Source organism: Solidesulfovibrio alcoholivorans DSM 5433 (assembly GCF_000702665.1).
In the GTDB taxonomy this organism is placed as follows: Bacteria; Desulfobacterota; Desulfovibrionia; order Desulfovibrionales; family Desulfovibrionaceae; genus Solidesulfovibrio; species Solidesulfovibrio alcoholivorans.
Window position 1 is genome coordinate 588775 of record NZ_JNJA01000001.1, and the last position, 18069, is coordinate 606843.

Here is an 18069-nt window from a genome sequence, read left to right on the forward strand (position 1 = left end):
GGGCGAACCATGAGCACACAAAAAAAAACGACCAGGGGCGGCCATGGCTGGAAAAGGAGCGTGGTGAGCCTCTTTTCCGACGTCTGCGCCGCGTTCGTCAAGGTTGCCGTCATGCTGGCCATGCTCTGTAGGGCCGGGGGAGTGCGATGACCAACAGCACGCTTGATTTTCCTCTGGCAACATCATCCATGCCGCCGCTCGTAAGTGACGCGCAAAAGATCGTGGACGTCCTGTCTGCCGCCATGGAGCACAACGGCTTGGCCCCGGGCGAGGTGGCCCTCGATGGGCAGCTTCACCGATGCGGCACGGCCGACAAGCCGCATGGATTGAATGGCTGGTATGTCGCCCATGGTGACGAGCCGGTGTCCGCTGCGTATGGTGACTGGCGCACGGGCGAATCCTGGACCTTCTGCGTTAAGGGCGACCTCGAGTTGACGCCCGAGGAACGCAATCGCCTCAAGGTCCGCGTAGAGGCCGACAAGAAGCGCCGCCAGGAAGAGGAGGCCAAGCGCCATGACGAGGCCCGCGCCGAGGCAAAGCGCATCCTGGCCGCGACCATGCCGGCCCCGGCGGATCACGGGTATTTGGTCCGAAAGCACGTTTCCCTGGTGGGCGACCTCCGCATAGCCGGCGATGGCCGCCTTGTGCTGCCTGTCCTCGACGCCAAGGGGGCGGTTCAATCGCTCCAATTCATCACACCAGACGGCGATAAGCTCTTTCTCGCTGGTGGAAAACTCAAAGGTGGGTATTTCCCCATCCTCGCCGCCAACGGGGAGAAAAATGGCCCTTTGTACGTCTGCGAGGGCTATGCGACCGGGGCAACGATCCACGCCGCGACCGATGCCGCCGTGCTGGTGTCATTCACTGCCGGCAACCTGCTGGCCGTGGCGGAAATGGCCAGGGCGCAATACCCGGATCGAGAGATCATCCTGTGCGCTGACGACGACGCCAGGACCAAGGGCAACCCGGGCCTGACCAAGGCGACCGAGGCAGCGCTCGCGGTTAAGGCTTTGCTGTCCGTGCCCAGGTTTACGGACCCGGCCAAAGGGACCGATTTCAACGACTTGGCGGCGGCCGAGGGCATGGAGGCGGTCAAGGCGTGTCTGGCTGCGGCCGTGGCCCCGGGGGCAACCGACGCCAAGGCCGACAAGTCGGGGCTGGTGGTCCTCGACATCCGCGACTTCCTGGCTCTGGACATCAAACCCCGCGAGTTGATCCTCGCCCCGGTCATTCCCTGCCAAGGTTTGGTCATGGTCTACGCCGCGCGCGGCATCGGCAAGACGCACTTCGCCTTGCACGTTTCCTACGCCGTGGCGTCGGGGCAGACGGTGTTTCGCTGGAAGGCGGCCACGCCCCGGCGCGTCTTGTACATTGACGGGGAAATGCCCGCCTCCGCAATGCAGGAACGGATCGCCGGCATCGTCGCCAGCTACCGCCAGGAGCCGACGCCGGGATTCATGCGGATCATCACGCCGGACACGCAACCCGACTTCATGCCGAACCTCGCCACACCTGAGGGGCAGGCGGCCATAGCTCCCTATCTGGAGGGCGTGGACCTGCTCGTGGTGGACAACCTTGCCACGCTCTGCCGCGCCGGCCGGGAAAACGAGTCCGAAGGCTGGTTGCCGGTTCAGGAATGGATTCTCTCCCTGCGTCGCCGGGGCATGTCCGCTCTGCTGGTTCATCATGCCAACAAGGGAGGAGGGCAACGCGGCACGTCCAGCCGCGAGGACGTGCTCGATACCGTCATTTCCCTGCGCCGGCCCCAGGACTACCGGCCCGAGGAAGGCGCACGCTTTGAGGTCCACCTCGAAAAGGCCCGTGGCATCATCGGGGACGACGCCAAGCCCTTCGAGGCCAAGCTCATACAAAACGGCGATGCCCTTGTTTGGGCCTGCCGCGACATTGAGGACATGGAACTTGAAATGGTGGCCCGACTCCATGCCGATGGTCTTCCGATCCGCGACATCGCCGAAGAAACCGGGCTATCCAAAAGCAAGGTCGGCCGGTTGGTCAAACGCCTGAAGCAGGGGGCCGCATGAATACCGCAACCGCCCAAAGCGGGCTTGTCCCGCTGTCCCAGCCCCTAGGGCGTGGGACGCTGGGACAAAGCCCAAATCGTGGGACAGCCCGTGGGACAAGCAATGGGACAACTTCTCTAAAGTTCTTGGCAAACAAGGTGTTGCAACGCTCGAAAGCGGGACAACCCGTGGGACAGGCTGTGGGACAAGGGCAAAAATATCGTCCCACGGGGGGAGAGGGCATGGGACAAACAAACGGCGTTGTCCCGTTCATTGCCCCAGCCGATTTTTCCACCGGCCTGGAGTGGATCGTCTGGCCAGTCGATGACGCCGACCCCGACTTCGACGCCAGATGGGCGGCCGTCGATCTGCGCGACCGGGGCAAGCTCCATGGCGTGCGTGTTGTCCACTCCGGCGAGCGCATCTTCGCCGTCTATCCTCCCAGCCTCGAACCCGAACTTATCGCCCATGCCAGTTCGCTTTTAGTCGAGGCCCGGGACTACTTGCGCCAGCGCATAGACCGCCTGCCCAGCCTGACCCCGACCGAGGCCGTGACCACCATCAAAGCAATCATGCGCCAGCACAGGGGCCTTCGGTTCTGTCGTGGCGAGGGCGGGAGCATGTGGCCGATCTATCCCCGGACCTGGAGCGCCGGGCAACACGCAACCGTGCAAGCTCTTTGGTTTGCGGCCGGCCCTGCCCTGGACCGCGATGACTTCGAGGGACTCGACACGGGATAGGCCCCCCCTCCCTGGTCAACGATCAGGAGAGGGGAAGGACGGATAACCCCCCGGTGCATGCCCCCCAACGACGCCGTGGGGGGGTGAACTCTTCGGCATTTAGGGAACTGTACGCACACACGCACGCGCGCGTTGAACGCCACGGGGAACAGTTCGCCGAAGGGATTTGCCGACACTTACACGCGCACGCGCGCGCGAGGCTGGGGTGGCGACTTTCTGGTGACTGGCGACTTCGCGCGGGTCTTTCTGAACGGTTTTCAAGGCGGGTGCGCGGAGCCGCGATTTCCCGCTCGACGCAGACTGAAAAAACGGTCATCGGGCAACGCCCCGGAAATCCGCATGGCATCAATGTGTTAGGACGATTCAGAGGCCGGGAAAGTGTGTTTTTGCCTATTGATTTGGAAAATAATTCGGAGGTGCCGACGTGGGTAGAGGTCGAACGGGCTGGCGGCCTGTCGGGGAACACATGCTGCGCTTGGAAGTGTGCTTCCTGCATCGCAAGGACTGGCTACGGCCAGGGTTGTCCTTCACGTTGTCCTGGTCCTGGGGCGGCGAACCCACCGCCAGCATCGGCGTCTTCACCAACCCCGATTCCATCCGCCTCATGTACGGGACCAAGGACGGCGAGCATGTGGACGAACTTGTGGACCTAGACCGGACCCCCTGCAACTACGGCGGGACGCGGACATGGTTTCTCTGTCCTCGCTGTGGGCGGCGCGTGGGCGTGTTATTCGCCGGCCGGCGCTTCTGGTGTCGGCATTGCCACGGTATCGCCTATGCGGTCGAAAACGAGGACAAGCTGTCCCGGGTGTTGCGGCGGTCAAACAAACTGCGCGAGCGGGTTCAGGCCAGGGCCGGCACGGCGTACCCGGTTCTGTTCAAGCCCAAAGGCATGCACCAGCGGACGTTTGACCGCATCCGCTGGGAGATCGAAGCAATTGAAGCCGGCTTCTGGATTGCTACAGCGGAACGGTTCGGCATCACGCTGTAGGCGCGGCCTCTGTCCCTGGTTCGCTGTTCGCACTTCAGTTCGCATTGCTTCCTCGCGCGCGAGGGGATGCGCGGTGGCCATGTTGCCACGGTGGTTGCCAAAGCTCCTTCGCGTGCGAGTGGCAACCTGACGACGGTTACCAGCGGGGTTACCACCAATCCCTCGCGCGCGAGGGCGGTAACCGCTTCCGCGAGGGCTGCGCAAAATTGAACCCCATAAAAGGGGGGGGGGCGATGCTCGCCTCAGCCAGGGGGGGCGAAAGTCTGGATTGCATGGGTCGGGGACCGACATGACCCATTTGCGCGTAATTTCGTTCTGATTTTGGGGTGGTTTTTTCGCCCCCGTCGGCAGGCTGGGCGGCGCTCCCTGGCGATTAACGGAACTCAGGCCCTTGCCATGGAATTCTTGTAGGCCGGGATCAAATTGCCTACGGTTGTTCGTCTGAGATTGCATCCCACCGGTCAGGTCCGTTGCCCCGCCTGATGCCGAAGAGGAGCCCTCCATGAATTTGCCGGAGATTCGCATTTTCGTGTCCTCGCCTGGCGACGTAATGTTGGAGCGCCAGCTCGCCGAACGCGTCATCAACCGGCTGAAAACCCGCTATGAACGGGTGGCCGCCATTTCCCCTCTTTTTTGGGAACACGAGCCGCTGACCGCCCACGCCACCTTTCAGAAACAGCTCCCTCCGCCCTCGGAGATGGACATCGTGGTTTGCATCCTCTGGTCCAGGCTCGGCACCCCGTTGCCCGAGGCCTTCAAGCGCGAGGACGGTACGCATTACGATTCGGGCACCGCCTATGAGTTCGAGAACGCCTACGCGGGCTGGAAGGAACGGGGCACCCCCGACCTGCTCGTCTATCGCAAGACCGCCAAGGCCGTGCGCGAAGTGGACTTCGACGAAGAGGAACGCGTTCTGGAGGGGCTTACCCAACGCAAGGCCCTGGAGCAGTTCCTCAGGAAATGGTTCCACGATCCCGACGAAGGCACGCTGATTTCGGCGTTTCACGCCTTCGACAGGCCCGACCAGTTCGAGGAGGCCCTTACCGCGCACCTGGACAAGCTCGTCTTGCGCCGCTTGTCCCTGACCGAGGAAGAGCTGCGCCGGGCCTCGGCTGTCTGGCTGGAAAAATCGCCGTTTCGCGGCCTGCTTCCTTTCGATTTCGAACACGCGCCCGTCTATTTCGGTCGCACCAAGGCCACGGCCGAGGTCATCGACGCCCTCAAGGGCCAGACCGCCGCTGGCCGGGCCTTTGTACTCGTGCTCGGGGCCAGCGGTTGCGGCAAGTCGTCCCTGGTCCGGGCCGGGGTACTGCCTCTATTGATCGAACCCGGGGTTGTGGACGGAGTCGGCCTGTGGCGCCGGGCCATGTTGCGCCCGAGCGATATGGCCGAGGATCTGTTTATGGGATTGGCCAAGGCCCTGGCGGACGAGGAGGCCATGCCGGAGCTCCTCGCGGGGGGAACGAGTCTTGAACGGCTGGCCGCCGACCTGCGCAAAGCGCCGGGGGGCGTGGGCATGGTTTTGCGCCAGGGGCTGGCCCATGTCGCCGATCTGGCCAAACGCGACGGCGTGTTGCTCGGTGATTCGCCCCAGGCCCGGCTGGTCCTGGTGGTGGACCAGCTGGAGGAGATCTTCCAACCACCCGTCGCGCCCGAAGAGCGGGCCGGTTTCGTCCGCGCCCTGGCCGATCTGGCCGTGTGCGGCCCAGTGTGCGTCCTGGCCACCCTGCGAAGCGACTTCTACCATCGTTGCGAGGAACTGCCGGAACTCATGGCCCTTAAGGAGGGGCAGGGGCAGTATCATCTGGAACCGGCCACGGGGTCGCAACTGCGCCAGATGATTACCTTGCCGGCCGAAGCCGCGGGATTGCTCTTCGAGACCGACGCCGACACCGGACAGGGGCTGGAGGAACTGCTTCTGGACGAAGCCATCAAGAGTCCGGAAAGTCTGCCGCTGCTCGAATTCACCCTGGAGGAGCTTTACAAGCGCCGCCAGGGCAACGTGCTCCCCTTTGCCGCGTTCAAGGAATTGGGGGGACTCGAAGGGGCGTTGGGCCGCCGGGCGGAGTCGGTCCTGGCGACCCTGGACGAGGATGTGCGGGCCGCGTTTCCGGACCTGCTCCGGGCTTTGGTGACGGTGGATCCGACCCAGGAGGAGCGCACCGTGGCCCGCACGGCCAGGTTGGCGGATTTTCCAGAGGGCGGAGCGGCCCGGCAACTTGTCGAAGCCTTTTCCGGACAACAGGCACGGCTGCTCGTAGCCGAGGGCGATGTGGCAGGCGGCCGGGTGCGCGTGGCCCACGAAGCGCTCCTTTCGCGCTGGGACCGGGCGGCCGAACAGATCGAGAGGGATCGCCGCCACCTCCAGGCTCGTGCCCGGGTGGAACTGAGCGCCTCGCGTTGGGAAAAGGCGGCGAACCCTGACAAGCCAAGCCTGCTGCTGCCCGAGGGCTTGCCCCTGACCGAGGCCGAGGCTCTGGCTGAGGAGCACCCCGAGATACTGCTGCCCGAGTCGCTGGCCTACATCAAGCGGTCCGTCGACGCCGCTCGGGAGCGGCAACGGCGGCGTAAGCGGCGTACACGGCTGGTCATTGGTGCTCTCAGCATCCTCCTGGTCGTCGCTCTGGGCGGGCTCGCCTTGAGCTATATCCAGTACGGGCGGGCCACACGAAATGAAGCCAGGGCCAACGCAACCCTGTCCGACATCTACACCCGCGAAGGGCACAAGTTCCGTGAAACCCATGCATCAGGAAAGGCGCTCCTGTGGTATGCACGCGCCTTGGCCGCCAAGGACACCATCGCCGCCCGGATTGGAGCCGCCGACGCGATGAAGCTGAACGCTTATGATTTGGTCGTACTGCGAGGGCATGAAGCGTGGGTGAAAGCTGTGGCTTTTAGCCCAGACGGCCGAACCGTGGCGTCGTGTTCAAACGACGGGACCGTCCGGGTCTGGGATGTGGCCGGCGCCAAGGAATTGTTCACACTCAGGGGGCACGGACAATCGGTAAATACCGTGGCCTTCAGCCCGGACGGCCGGAACATCGCCTCGGGGGCTTGGGATGGTACCATCCGGCTCTGGGACCGGGCCAGCGGCCAGGAGTTGGCCGTGCTCAGGGGACATGACAAGGTGGTCACTTCCATAGCTTTTAGCCCGGATGGCCGGAGCATCGCCTCGGGTTCGCATGACAAGACCGTCCGGCTTTGGGACGTGGCCGCGGGCACGACGCTGGCCGTGCTCAAGGGGCATGAAGAGGAAGTTGCCTCGGTGGCCTTCAGCCCGGACGGCCGATACATTGCCTCGGCTTCGGAGGACAAGACTGTCCGGCTTTGGGATGTGGCCGGTGATAAGGATCCGACCGTGCTCAGGGGGCATGGAGACGCAGTCGCCTCGGTGGCCTTCAGTCCCGACGGTCGGTACATTGCCTCGGGTTCGAAGGACAAGACCGTCCGGCTTTGGGATGTGGCCGGTGGAAAGGAACCGACCGTGCTCAGGGGGCATGAAGAACAAGTCACCTCCGTGACCTTCGGTCCCGACGGTCGAACCCTCGCATCGGCATCGCTGGATGACTCCATCCGTTTCTGGGACGTGGTCAGCGGTCAGGGACTTGCGGCGCTCAGGCAGAACGATGTGGTTACCTCCGTGGCCTTCAGCCCGGATGGGAAGACCATCGCATCGGGGTCATGGGACGAAACCGTCCGGCTTTGGGACATGGTCAGCGCCGCTGGCCCGGTAATGCGGCGAGGGCATGATACAATCGTTTTTTCCACAGCCTTCAGTCCGGACGGGAAGACCATCGCATCGGGCTTGTCGGACAAAACCATCCGAGTTTGGGACCGGGCCAGCGGCCAGGAGCTGGCCGTCCTCAGGGGGCATGAAGGGGATGTTCTTTCCGTGTCCTTCAGCCCGAATGGCCGGATAGTCGCCTCGGCGTCCAAGGACAAGACCGGCCGGCTTTGGGACGTGGCCACGGGTAAGGAACTGCGTGTGCTGCGGGGACATGAGGACCAGGTTTTCTCCGTGGCCTTCAGCCCTGACGGGAAAACCCTTGTCTCAGGCTCCATGGACAAAACCATCCGGCTCTGGGGTGTGGCCAACGGCAAGGAACTGGCCGTGCTCAGGGGACACCAGAACGAAGTTAGTTCCGTGGCTTTCAGCCCTGACGGTCGGAGTATCGTATCGGGGTCCGCTGAACTTTTTCCCAAATCCAATGACTTCCCTCTTCGACTCTGGGACGTGGCCAGCGGCAAGGAGTTGGCTGCTTTCGGGAGTCGTAGGGACTTAGTTATGTCCGTGGCCTTCAGCCCGGACGGCCGGTCCATCGCTTCGACGTCCGCGGATAAGACCCTTCATCTCTGGGAGGTAGGCAGCGGCAAGGAACTGGCCAGACTCAGGGGCCATACCGACTGGGTCACCTCGGTGGCCTTCAGCCCTGACGGCCAAGTCCTCGCATCGGGCTCAGGCGACGCGACCATCCGGTTCTGGGATGTAACCAGCGGCAAGGAATTGGCCGTGCTCAAGGGACATGACAAGCCGATCTCCTCCGTGGCCTTCAGCCCCGACGGCCGCGAAGTCGCATCGGGTTCCGGGGATGCGACCGTCCGCCTCTGGAACCTCGGACAGGACAAGGCCTTTCTGGACCGGCTGACCACCGTTACCGACGTAGGCATAACGGATGATACCGATACCAATGGCCAGTCCGTGGCCAAAAACCCCATGCCTCTGGCCCGGGCTCGGTTTGAGGCCGCCAAGGCCGGCCGCATCTGGTGGCGTGGGGACGGCGGCAAAAGCCTGCTCCCTTATTTCGAGCAGACCCTGGCGTTGGCGAAGCAATGCCAGAGCGTCCCCGATGGCGACAAGTTGTTGACAATACAACATGATGCCACCAATCTTGAAGATTATCTCCAGCTCTTGAACATCGCCGCGCAACTCGCAGCCGCATATCCTGACAGTACCCATTGGCAACATATCCTGAGCATGTTGCATGGCAAGATAGGCAGTAAACTCAAGAACAATCGCGACACCGTCGGGGCGTTGTCGCACTACCGGCAGAGTGTGGAGATTCTGGAGCGACTCATCGCCGCCGCGCCGGATAGCGTTTCCTTGCGGCGAGATCTGAGTTCGACCCGCAACGAAATTGGCACGATTCTAAAGGATACGGAGGATACCGCAGGAGCGATCGAGGAGTACCGGCAGTGCGTGGAGATTTGGGAAAAACTGGCCGATAGAGACCCCAAAAACACCAATTGGCAGCAGAATTTGACTCTTTTCCATGACAAGATAGGCAATGCGCTTCGGGCCATGGGCGATATTGACGGGGCATTGGCGGAATATCGACAGGGACTGGCAATTTGGGAGCGACTGGTCGCTAGAGACCCGAAGAACGTCGAATGGCAGCGCAAGGCAGGCCTCGCCCACGATAGAATTGGAGACGAGCTCGTAAGAAAAGGCGACATAACAGAGGGGCTGGGGGAATACCGGCAGCAGCTGGCGATTTTGTTGCATCTGGCCACGGCAGACCCGAAAAGCACCAGTTATCAGGAGCCTCTCTTCTTCATACATTACAATATCGGCAACAAGCTCAAGGCAATGGGTGACACCGCCGGAGCGCTCGAGCAATACCGGCAGAAGTTGGCGATCAGCGAGCGATTGTTCGCGAATAATCCGGACATCTGGCAATCATTCCTCAGTGAAGCCCATCAAGATATTGCTTCTTGCCTCATACGTATGGGTGACCCGGTGGGCGGAGAAACGGAGTTGCAAAAGGCTCTCTCCCTGTTGCCCAATGAAAGCTATTCTTGGGGAGGTTTCGCCCAGGAAATGCTTTTTATCGGAAAATATGACAAAGCTGTCGCTGCAGCGGAAAAAGGCCTCGAACTTGATCCGAGTCAGACTTGGATCAAGACCAATCTTCTGCACGGGCACCTCTTCTCCGGCGCGGTCGACAAGGCGAAACAGCTCTACCAAGAAAATGCCACCATTATGATTAAAGAGAAAACATTCCGGCAGGCCATCCTGGACGACTTCGCTGAGTTCAATAAAAGAGGTTTGAACCCGCCCAATATGGAAGCATTCAAGAAATATATTGAATCGGCCAACAACGGGCTGTAAGCAGCGCACCTGCCTGACCGCGGGGTGGCGTAAGGAACCGAGAGTCCCGTCCCCCTGAGGGAGTCATTTCACTCTCGGTGTTGGGAATAGTGTTGGGTAAGAAAAAAGGGTTTACAGCGTTTTTGCCGTAAACCCTTGATTTTCTTTGGCGTCCCCAAGGGGATTTGAACCCCTGTTACCGGCGTGAAAGTGGCCGAGTCGGCTCAAATACTTCATCAAACACCTTCATATACTTTGATTTTTTCTGATCACCATGGTCAAGAAGGTCGCACATTTCATGGCGTGGTGTGGACCCCGTGTGGACTTCTTTCAGGACACCACCGCCCGCTGATTTCCTTGCTGAAATAGCAGTAACATCCCAGCTTCGTGCACTTTTCTACCGCTGCACACGCTCCTGTAATTTCCCTCTGAAATTGCGGATATCCTTGTCGTATAATTCACAATTTTAGTTTCACTTTCCTTCGCTGAGCTAACTGGTTAGAAATCCTTCCCCTGGGTCTTCATCCCAGACAGTTCCGATCTCCAAAACAACCTGAACCCAATGCGCAGCATCCTGCGCATTGTGCAAATACAAACCAATTTTGCGAATTGATGATCAATTTGTAAGTGTTAATTTCTCGCCACCGTCAAATATTATCATTAGCGGCTCAAACTCAAAAGTATATTTTCCTTTTTCTACATTAGCAAATTTCATATCAGCATTGATAAAGTTATTCACGTCAACGGTCCCAATAAATGTTGACGTTCCGTTGGCAGGGATGGCGTCATCGTAAGACAAATTTATCAATTTTATAGGGTCACCAAATATGTCGATAAACTTTGTGATTCCCTTAACACCAACTATTTTTTTGTCGCTTTTGTTCTGAAACCCTAGTTTAAGCTCAACCAAGTCTTTATATCTACCTGCTTGCGCGTTGCTTGGAACATATTCTTTACTCAAAATTGTCACTGTAAGAATACTGTCAACTTTCTTCTTTAGTGCAAGTTTCTCATTCTCCATCTTTAATTTTAAAGCTTCCTGCTCGGCTTGTTTTTGTTTCTGCAGATCTTCAAACGTACGCTGATTTTGGATAGCTTGTCCTACGGTTGTATTGTCTTCCGTATTTTTTTTGCCAAATGCTTCTGCCAGCTTGGTCCTAACGATATAGGTTGCGAGCAATCTTTTATCTTCGGGGTCAAGTTTTTCAGCGATGCTTTCCATGGTGACTTTCAGAGCAGCTTCATCTTTAGGGATGACTGTTTTTTTTACATCACTGAAAGGGTTATTACACGCAGCCAGAGTGAAAGAAACAAGCACAACGACGATCAATCGATACATAATAATTTCCTTGTATTAAATTATACAGTTAAACAGCATGCTTCGGAGGGGTCTTCATCCCAGACACTTCCGGTCTCCAAAACAACCTGAACCAAATGCGCAGGATGCTGCGCAAATGGTTTTTCTTGGATTTTGGAGCCTTCCAACGCACTCCCCCGTGACAATCTCCACCATTTCCCGAGCAAAAGCATTTTTGCTAGTTGCCGCGCACGATAAATGTCAGTGCTATTTAGAAGATTTAAAGTCTCGCAGAACTCTTATACAAGCGTTAAGGTAATTGCGTTTCATTTCAGGGGTAACGGTGTCTGGACCTTCATGGACAAGTTTATTTCTAATTGATGCAATAAATCGTATGGAATCGACAGATTTTTCTGAAACGATACATTTCACGCTTGATGCTTTTTCGTGAAGACCTCGACCAGAACCACCTTTGTCTTCAAGGATGCTTTCTATTTTTGAAGAAGCTCTAATAAGATTATCAAGAGATGTGTCTTTAGAATTTATCGCACGGTGGTTTTCAACTTTTCCCTTCGGATGGTTATATCCTTTAGACTGACAAGGGAGTGCTTTGCTTGAATCTTTTGACCAGCTATTCCCGACTGCACCAGAAGCTGTAGAGTCTCCACCACCCCTGGTCGCAATCGCCGCAGCAATCGAAACACAGGCAGTCCCTGTAACCACTACCCATTGCTTCAACTTTCTTTTCTTTTTCCGTTCACTGCCCGGTCCAGGTTCAGTGTCTACAATCTCTTCAGATACAAAATCAACAACAGTGTCTTTGGCTGACTTGACTGCATCCTTTGCCTTATTAAGGCTATCTCGAAAGCTCATTTTACATCCTTGCGACAAGGGTGTTAAATAATTCTGAATGCAAGCTATTTTAGCCAACGGAGATTTAAAAGCACTAAAAACTAACCAATCAAGTGATTACGCACAATCATTGACGGGTCAAGACACCTATAAAAACACCCGCGTAACAAGCTCAATATCGTCATCGTGCTAGCAATAAACCATTTAAATAAGACAATCCACTCGCCCTAGAATGGTCGAATAAACTTTGTGGTGCTATCTGATGCCTTAGTTGCAAATATTAGCAAGTCTCCCTGAGTGAGACGTATATATTCCATTCACTAGATCGCCTTGCCTTATTATGTCTTCAAATTTTTCAGCGTTTTTATAATCATTTATTTTCTTGTACTCACGAATCATGATATTTACAGAGTTTGTTAACTCGGAGCCCTCAAATAGTAACAGGTCAGCAAATTCTTTAAACTTTTTATCGCCAGAGCATTTGAATTGATCATATGCGCAAGTTGCGTATCCTTTGTAGGTAAACACAAAGTACAACAACTTATGAAGGTTGCCATTATTGTTTAGCTGTTTATTTTTTGCGGCAAAGTAAGCCATTCTTGCCAACTCATGTAGGTTGGCAAGGGATTTTAATAATTCAATTTTGTTGGGACATACATTGACAATCTCAAGAGCTGTGTTCTGTGAGTACTGGCCAAAGTTCTCTGCGGGCTTGTTGTTTTTTGCGCTATTTGCCTGAACGCTCTGCGAACGCGCATTCCCGTTAACTAATTCAGCTTTGACTACATAATTAACGCCATTCATTATTTCATACTGAACAGCGACCATCTTGCCATTGGCCGATTTCAAAACATCAAAATTCTTATCTTCCTGTTGTTCCGTTACAAATCCACTTTGATATGGTGCAATTATATAAGTAACATTTGCGTCATCCGTGAGCATTTCGATAGATTCTTCTCCAGCCCTTTTTAATCCTTTACATCTAACTACTACACTGTTACTCGGCTTATTGTTAGAGATATTTTGCGCTGAACTTTTGGATGAGATAGGTTCACGAGAAACAGCAACAGGGGTGCTTTCTTTAGGAAATTTTTGATACTCACTAAGTGCTGACTCATCAGAAAATTTTATATATTTATAATCCCCTGAAACATAGACACCAACTCCAAGCCCACAACTGCCATCGCTCCCTTTCTGTTCTACTTTTGCACTTTTGCCTTGTATTTGCACAATCACTTTGCATTCAGGATATCCAACAGGTGAAAAACTTAATCTACCGTCTATGAGTGTTGTCTTTCCATCAACACTTCCCGTATTTTGTCGATATTGGGCAAAAATTCTTATAGCATATAAATCTTTCCCTAGGTTTTTCAGAACAAGATCCCCCGACCAATCCCCTGAACTCCCCTCAAAGACATAGGCTTGTGACGCATACGAAAGAGATATCGAGCATAAAATTATAAAAAAAATCGTCAACAAGGAAAATTTTGTTTTCATACATAACCCCTTGATGGTCACTGAAACTATTTGTCAACAAACCGGTAAAGGCGCTCAATTATATCATAAATCTGCGTACAGGCACAATCTGTTTCACCAGTAACATTGAATAGCTTAGTCAGCTTTTTATCTACAATTTTCGCTGCTCTACATCCTATTGATCCAACCCCAGGAGTGATTAATTCTACCACAATCACTGAGCCATCAGCCTTCTTTAGCAACGCCCTATATTTTCTGACTCCTTCATCCTTGACTTTCCAGAATACAGACTTCTTCTCGGTAAGATTAACTAACTGCTCTAGAAATTTTAGTATATTTGCATGTAAAGCAGAGAGACTGTCGGGCGATGTCTCCTGCTGATTTGTTTCAGCACATCTGTTTCTCAAAACAGCATCTTCGGCAAAGAAAAATAAGTCACTCAATTTTTTATTTAACGCAGGATGGATAGGGTGCAAATTGCGACCTATGCAAAAAGAACTTTCGAGCTCATCGTCATTGTAAACATCAATATCAAGAACGGCTCGGCTATTGTTTTCTAAAAACACTTGGCAATCATATTCTGTATCGTCTTCTGTAAAAGAAGAAACATAGCAAGACTCTTTCTTGCCTTTTTCCCAAACAAGCTCTGAAGCGGCACTCATCTCGTAAATAATTTCGATCATTGGCATAAATGCTTCAAGTTGATTTCCATAATCCTCTTTAAGATGATTTTCTGATCCAGAGAAGACTTTGCCCTCCTCTTGTCTATATCCTTTTTTCTCGTGCAATTTATTTGATTTTTGGGACAGAGAGAAAATATTGCCAAGTTTCGTCCCTATAAATCTACACGACTGCCCGACACTTTCTTTTATAACTTGTTTATTTTCATCCGAAAGCACTGACGAAAGAGCTTCTATGCAATTGAACGCCAACTCGCAAGCTGCTTCAGGGTTCTCAATAACAGCCTGCTTTATGCTATATTTTGATTTAGACATTCTTGTTCTCTGCAACTTATAAATCAAAGACTCTCTTTGAGGTGGTCCATCTCGAAGCCCCGGCGGAGTTGATCCCAGAATGGGGCCTGTCTTTTTTGACTTCCCAAGTATCCATCTGTCCGACAAAATACGTTTTTCCAATACTCCGACATCAGCGGATTTACAAGCTCCGACAGCCCTCACTCCCACAGTCTCTGCCTTTCCCTGAGCCAAACGCTCCGATCCCCCAATGCATCTCTCTGAACCAACTGCGCAGCATCCTGCGCGTTCAGTTTTCGTACTTCTCCCGTGACCACCTCCCTGGTCCAGGGTATCCTTTTCCCCAAAGCTCACTTGTTGAACCAGGAGAAGGATAACATATGTCACAACAATACCTGGACACTCTCACGCTCAAGGACGAGATAGTCACCGCATTTCGTCCTATCGAGCAACTCTTAAAGATTATGGACAAGTCTTCTCCAGAGTCTTCTGGAGAACTGATTCGTGCCTATGGCGAGATTGGTCTTGAACTGTGTCGTAATTTTCGTCGCAGACTTGATACTATATTGAACACTCAGGAGCAGGAGCAGGAGATGGATGATGACTGCCAATAACGACTGGAACGTCATCTACTCCTACTCTAAGGCACAAGCGATTGCCGATGGCGTGCTCGTCGACGTCAGTGAGCAGGCGAAGAAGATCGGGTTCAGGATTCCCACCGTCGTCACTGCCACGCTCTATCACGGATATGTCGAACCACCAACCGGATTGGAAGCTGAAGGTCAATCCGTAACGGGTCGGCTCCATGATCTCATGGTCCTGGCACTGTTCGCTGCCCGCAGAACCATCAACACCGACCGCGTCACCTTCAAGGTCGATTTCCTGATGGCTCCAGGACGCAAAGAGACCGTGGAGGTCCTCGTCCACATCGGTCCCGGCGACGAAGGGGAACCTGTCCTGGCCATCATGCTCCCCGAAGACGACTGAATGTTGACGCTGGCGATTCCCCGTCACTTGAGAATCAGCACCCTGACCATCGTCAGGATGGCCCGGACCTGCTCTTCGGTGGCCCGGTTCAGGAGCTCTAAAAGCTCTTGCTGCGCCTGTTCCTTGGACAGCTTCACGTCACCCAGGTCGAAGAGGGTCGTCAAATCTTCCCCGAGCGCGGCGGACAGCCTTTCGATGTTCACCAAGGTCGGATTCCCCCTGCCCCGTTCGATTTCGCCAACGCTCTGGAGCGAAAGCCCCGCACGTTCGGCAACCTGCTCCTGGGTCAGATCCTTGGCCCGTCGCAGGGAACGGATGCGTTTTCCGAAAACCTTAAGAATTTCGCCCATGGGACCATCCTTTTCGGGAGAGTCTAGGGCTAGTTTTCATTTCGTATAAGCAAGTCAGGTATGTATATTGCTAGTAGATAGCAAGTTAACTTTAAATTTTACCAAATTTTCCGCCTAAACTGTGCACAGGGGCGGTGCGGCTGCGGGTCGCCGGAAAACAATTCCCGGTGGATCACGGAAAACCTCAGGCAGGAGCGGAAGAATAGTCAATTTGTTGACCGATATTCGACGCCATCCTGCCGAAATATCACTAGCCATGCCACAATCGGGATGTCGGTATGCGATATGCAAGTTAGCATATTAACGCTGCTCAACTTACTGAATTTGCCCAGCTAGCTCGCCCCTGGCGATGCAGGCTCCGTATTTGATTACTGACGTTCGGCGAAACTCGGGAGAGTCGCTGGCGGATGAGAAGGATGCCATCTATGGCATTGAGCATAAACCACAATCTTATGGCGCAGAACGTCGCCAGAAATCTATCGGACCATTACGGGTCGTTGAGCACGTCGACGCAGCGGCTGTCATCCGGGCTCAGGATCAACTCGTCCGCCGATGACGCTGCCGGACTCGCCGTCCGTGAGTTGATGCGGTCCGACATCTCGACCCTGAACCAGGGGATCAGGAATGCCAACGATGCCATCTCCATGATCCAGACTGCTGACGGGGCCTTGCAGATCATCGATGAAAAACTGATTCGGATGAAGGAACTTGCCGAACAAGCTGCAACAGGGACCTACAGCTCCGATCAGCGAATGATCATCAACAGTGAATTTCAAGCAATGTCCATCGAAATCAATAGGATAGCAAATGCCACCAATTTTAACGGGATAACACTGATAAATTCTATAAATCCAGACTTTGACCCAATGTCTGTTCAAAATTGGGAGCAGTTGAATCAATCTTCATTCAACAGCCCAGACAATATCACTACGAATGCCTTTGAAAATTACAATGGAGATTTAATAGCAGGGACTGGAAACGCCACCGGAGGGGAAATATGGGCGTACGATGGTACGCAATGGTCCCAAATAAATACCGATGGATTCGGCGACCCTAATAATACAACTGTATATAATACAAAAACATATAATGGTTCGCTGTATGCCAGCGTATACAACACCGCGTCAGGAAGTCAAATTTGGAAATATGATGGATCAAACTGGTCAAAAGTTAATACGGACGGATTTGGCAATGCAAACAATATATATTCTGAGACAATGAAAGTTTACAATGACAAGCTCTATGTGGCTACAAGAAATGACGCAACTGGAAGCGAGGTTTATTCTTATGACGGCAGTAGCTGGTCAAAAGTTTCAACTGGTGGATTTGGTGATTCAAATAACTTTGTCACATTATCGCTAGAAGAATTCAGAGGAGAATTATATGCTGGCACAGTCAATAATGTCGCCGGGTCGCAAGTTTATAAACTTAGTGGATCATCTTGGATTCAAGTAAACCAATCAGGATATGGAGACACTGACAACGTCCAAACACAGTCTTTAACAGCATACAACGACAAGCTTTATGCTGGAACCGCGAATTTTTCTGACGGAGGTTCAGTTTATGTTTACGACGGACAGTCATGGACTCAAATAAGCGAAGCTGGATTTGGCGATTCGAACAATGATTATATCGAAAATGTAACAATGTTTAACAATAGGATTTATGCATCAACAAACAACTCTGCGGAAGGCACACAAGTTTGGGCTTATGACGGAACTAATTGGGCTCAAATAAACACTAGTGGCTTTGGGACAAGCGATAATGTTTACGCAAACGGCTTGTTTGTATATGACAACCAGCTAGTCGCTGGAACATTTAATTCAACTTCTGGAACTCAAATATGGGCTCTCGATAAAATTGAAAATCAAAATATAAAAATACATTTCGGGACAGGAAATAGCTCTGCTGAAGATTATTATTATGTCATGCGGTCAAATATGACAACCGGAGTTGATGGATTAAACATTCAATACTTAGACATAAGGACTCAATATGGAGCACAGCATTCGCTGGGCGAGCTTTCTTCCGCAATGATAAAAACAGATACTGTTCGTGCCAACCTCGGAGCAACTCAGAACCGCCTTGAGAACACCATTTCGAACTTACAAATCCAATCCGAGAATCTTCAGGCTGCCGAATCGCAAATATCCGACACCGACGTCGCGCAGGAAATGACGTCTTTTGTCCGTGAGCAAATATTGACCCAGGCCGCGACGGCGATGCTGACCCAAGCCAATTCGATGCCGAAGATGGCATTGCAGTTGATCACTGGATAGCCGATTTCACCGGA

The 18069-nt window shown here is 53.8% G+C and carries 13 protein-coding genes and 1 pseudogene; 9 read left to right on the forward strand and 5 right to left on the reverse strand.

Annotated elements, in window-relative coordinates; translation table 11 throughout:
• The first annotated feature begins 9 nt into the window (after window positions 1-9).
• The 5 genes from Q368_RS26570 (at window position 10) to Q368_RS22880 (ending at window position 9861) form a co-directional block, all read left to right on the forward strand.
• Window positions 10-150 (forward strand): hypothetical protein, encoded by a 141-nt coding sequence (locus Q368_RS26570; protein WP_169740586.1) that lies wholly within the window; start codon window positions 10-12, stop codon window positions 148-150.
• 38 nt (window positions 151-188) lie between these two features.
• Entirely contained in the window at window positions 189-2042 is a 1854-nt protein-coding gene (locus tag Q368_RS24345) for an AAA family ATPase (RefSeq protein WP_029457183.1), read from the forward strand.
• Window positions 2043-2263: 221 nt separating this feature from the next.
• On the forward strand, window positions 2264-2761 hold the full coding sequence (locus Q368_RS0102660; protein WP_029457184.1) for a hypothetical protein: 498 nt from the start codon (window positions 2264-2266) through the stop codon (window positions 2759-2761).
• A gap of 466 nt (window positions 2762-3227) precedes the next feature.
• Window positions 3228-3752 (forward strand): hypothetical protein, encoded by a 525-nt coding sequence (locus tag Q368_RS0102665; RefSeq protein ID WP_052359983.1) that lies wholly within the window; start codon window positions 3228-3230, stop codon window positions 3750-3752.
• Between the two features lie 502 nt (window positions 3753-4254).
• A complete protein-coding gene (locus Q368_RS22880; RefSeq protein ID WP_043784724.1) occupies window positions 4255-9861 on the forward strand; it encodes an nSTAND1 domain-containing NTPase in 5607 nt (1868 codons plus the stop codon).
• A gap of 595 nt (window positions 9862-10456) precedes the next feature.
• On the opposite strand, the gene Q368_RS0102675 is transcribed toward Q368_RS22880, so the two are convergent.
• The 4 genes from Q368_RS0102675 to Q368_RS25500 form a co-directional block, all read right to left on the reverse strand.
• Window positions 10457-11179 carry a hypothetical protein gene (locus Q368_RS0102675; protein WP_029457186.1) on the reverse strand — a complete coding sequence of 241 codons (723 nt, stop codon included), beginning with the start codon at window positions 11177-11179 and terminating at the stop codon, window positions 10457-10459.
• Window positions 11180-11404: 225 nt separating this feature from the next.
• On the reverse strand, window positions 11405-12010 hold the full coding sequence (locus Q368_RS25490) for a hypothetical protein (RefSeq protein WP_156955623.1): 606 nt from the start codon (window positions 12008-12010) through the stop codon (window positions 11405-11407).
• A gap of 246 nt (window positions 12011-12256) precedes the next feature.
• On the reverse strand, window positions 12257-13486 hold the full coding sequence (locus Q368_RS25495) for a hypothetical protein (protein ID WP_156955624.1): 1230 nt from the start codon (window positions 13484-13486) through the stop codon (window positions 12257-12259).
• Window positions 13487-13512: 26 nt separating this feature from the next.
• Window positions 13513-14673, reverse strand: a complete 1161-nt coding sequence (locus tag Q368_RS25500) for a hypothetical protein (RefSeq protein WP_156955625.1) — start codon at window positions 14671-14673, stop codon at window positions 13513-13515.
• Between the two features lie 146 nt (window positions 14674-14819).
• On the opposite strand from Q368_RS25500, the gene Q368_RS0102680 reads away from it, so the two are divergent.
• Window positions 14820-15053: a hypothetical protein gene (locus Q368_RS0102680; RefSeq protein WP_029457187.1), complete on the forward strand. Its 234-nt coding sequence runs from the start codon at window positions 14820-14822 to the stop codon at window positions 15051-15053.
• A complete protein-coding gene (locus tag Q368_RS0102685; protein WP_029457188.1) occupies window positions 15040-15426 on the forward strand; it encodes a DUF6573 family protein in 387 nt (128 codons plus the stop codon). The genes Q368_RS0102680 and Q368_RS0102685 overlap by 14 nt, the downstream gene beginning before the upstream one ends.
• Window positions 15427-15449: 23 nt before the next feature.
• Here Q368_RS0102685 and Q368_RS0102690 read toward each other — a convergent pair whose 3' ends face one another.
• Window positions 15450-15776, reverse strand: coding sequence for a helix-turn-helix domain-containing protein (locus Q368_RS0102690; protein WP_029457189.1), 327 nt, complete (start codon window positions 15774-15776; stop codon window positions 15450-15452).
• A 425-nt stretch (window positions 15777-16201) separates the two neighbouring features.
• Here Q368_RS0102690 and Q368_RS26725 point away from each other — a divergent pair.
• Window positions 16202-16618: pseudogene (locus Q368_RS26725) on the forward strand (flagellin N-terminal helical domain-containing protein); the annotation flags it as partial.
• A 1191-nt stretch (window positions 16619-17809) separates the two neighbouring features.
• Window positions 17810-18055: a flagellin gene (locus Q368_RS26895; protein WP_052359984.1), complete on the forward strand. Its 246-nt coding sequence runs from the start codon at window positions 17810-17812 to the stop codon at window positions 18053-18055.
• Window positions 18056-18069 lie beyond the last annotated feature (14 nt).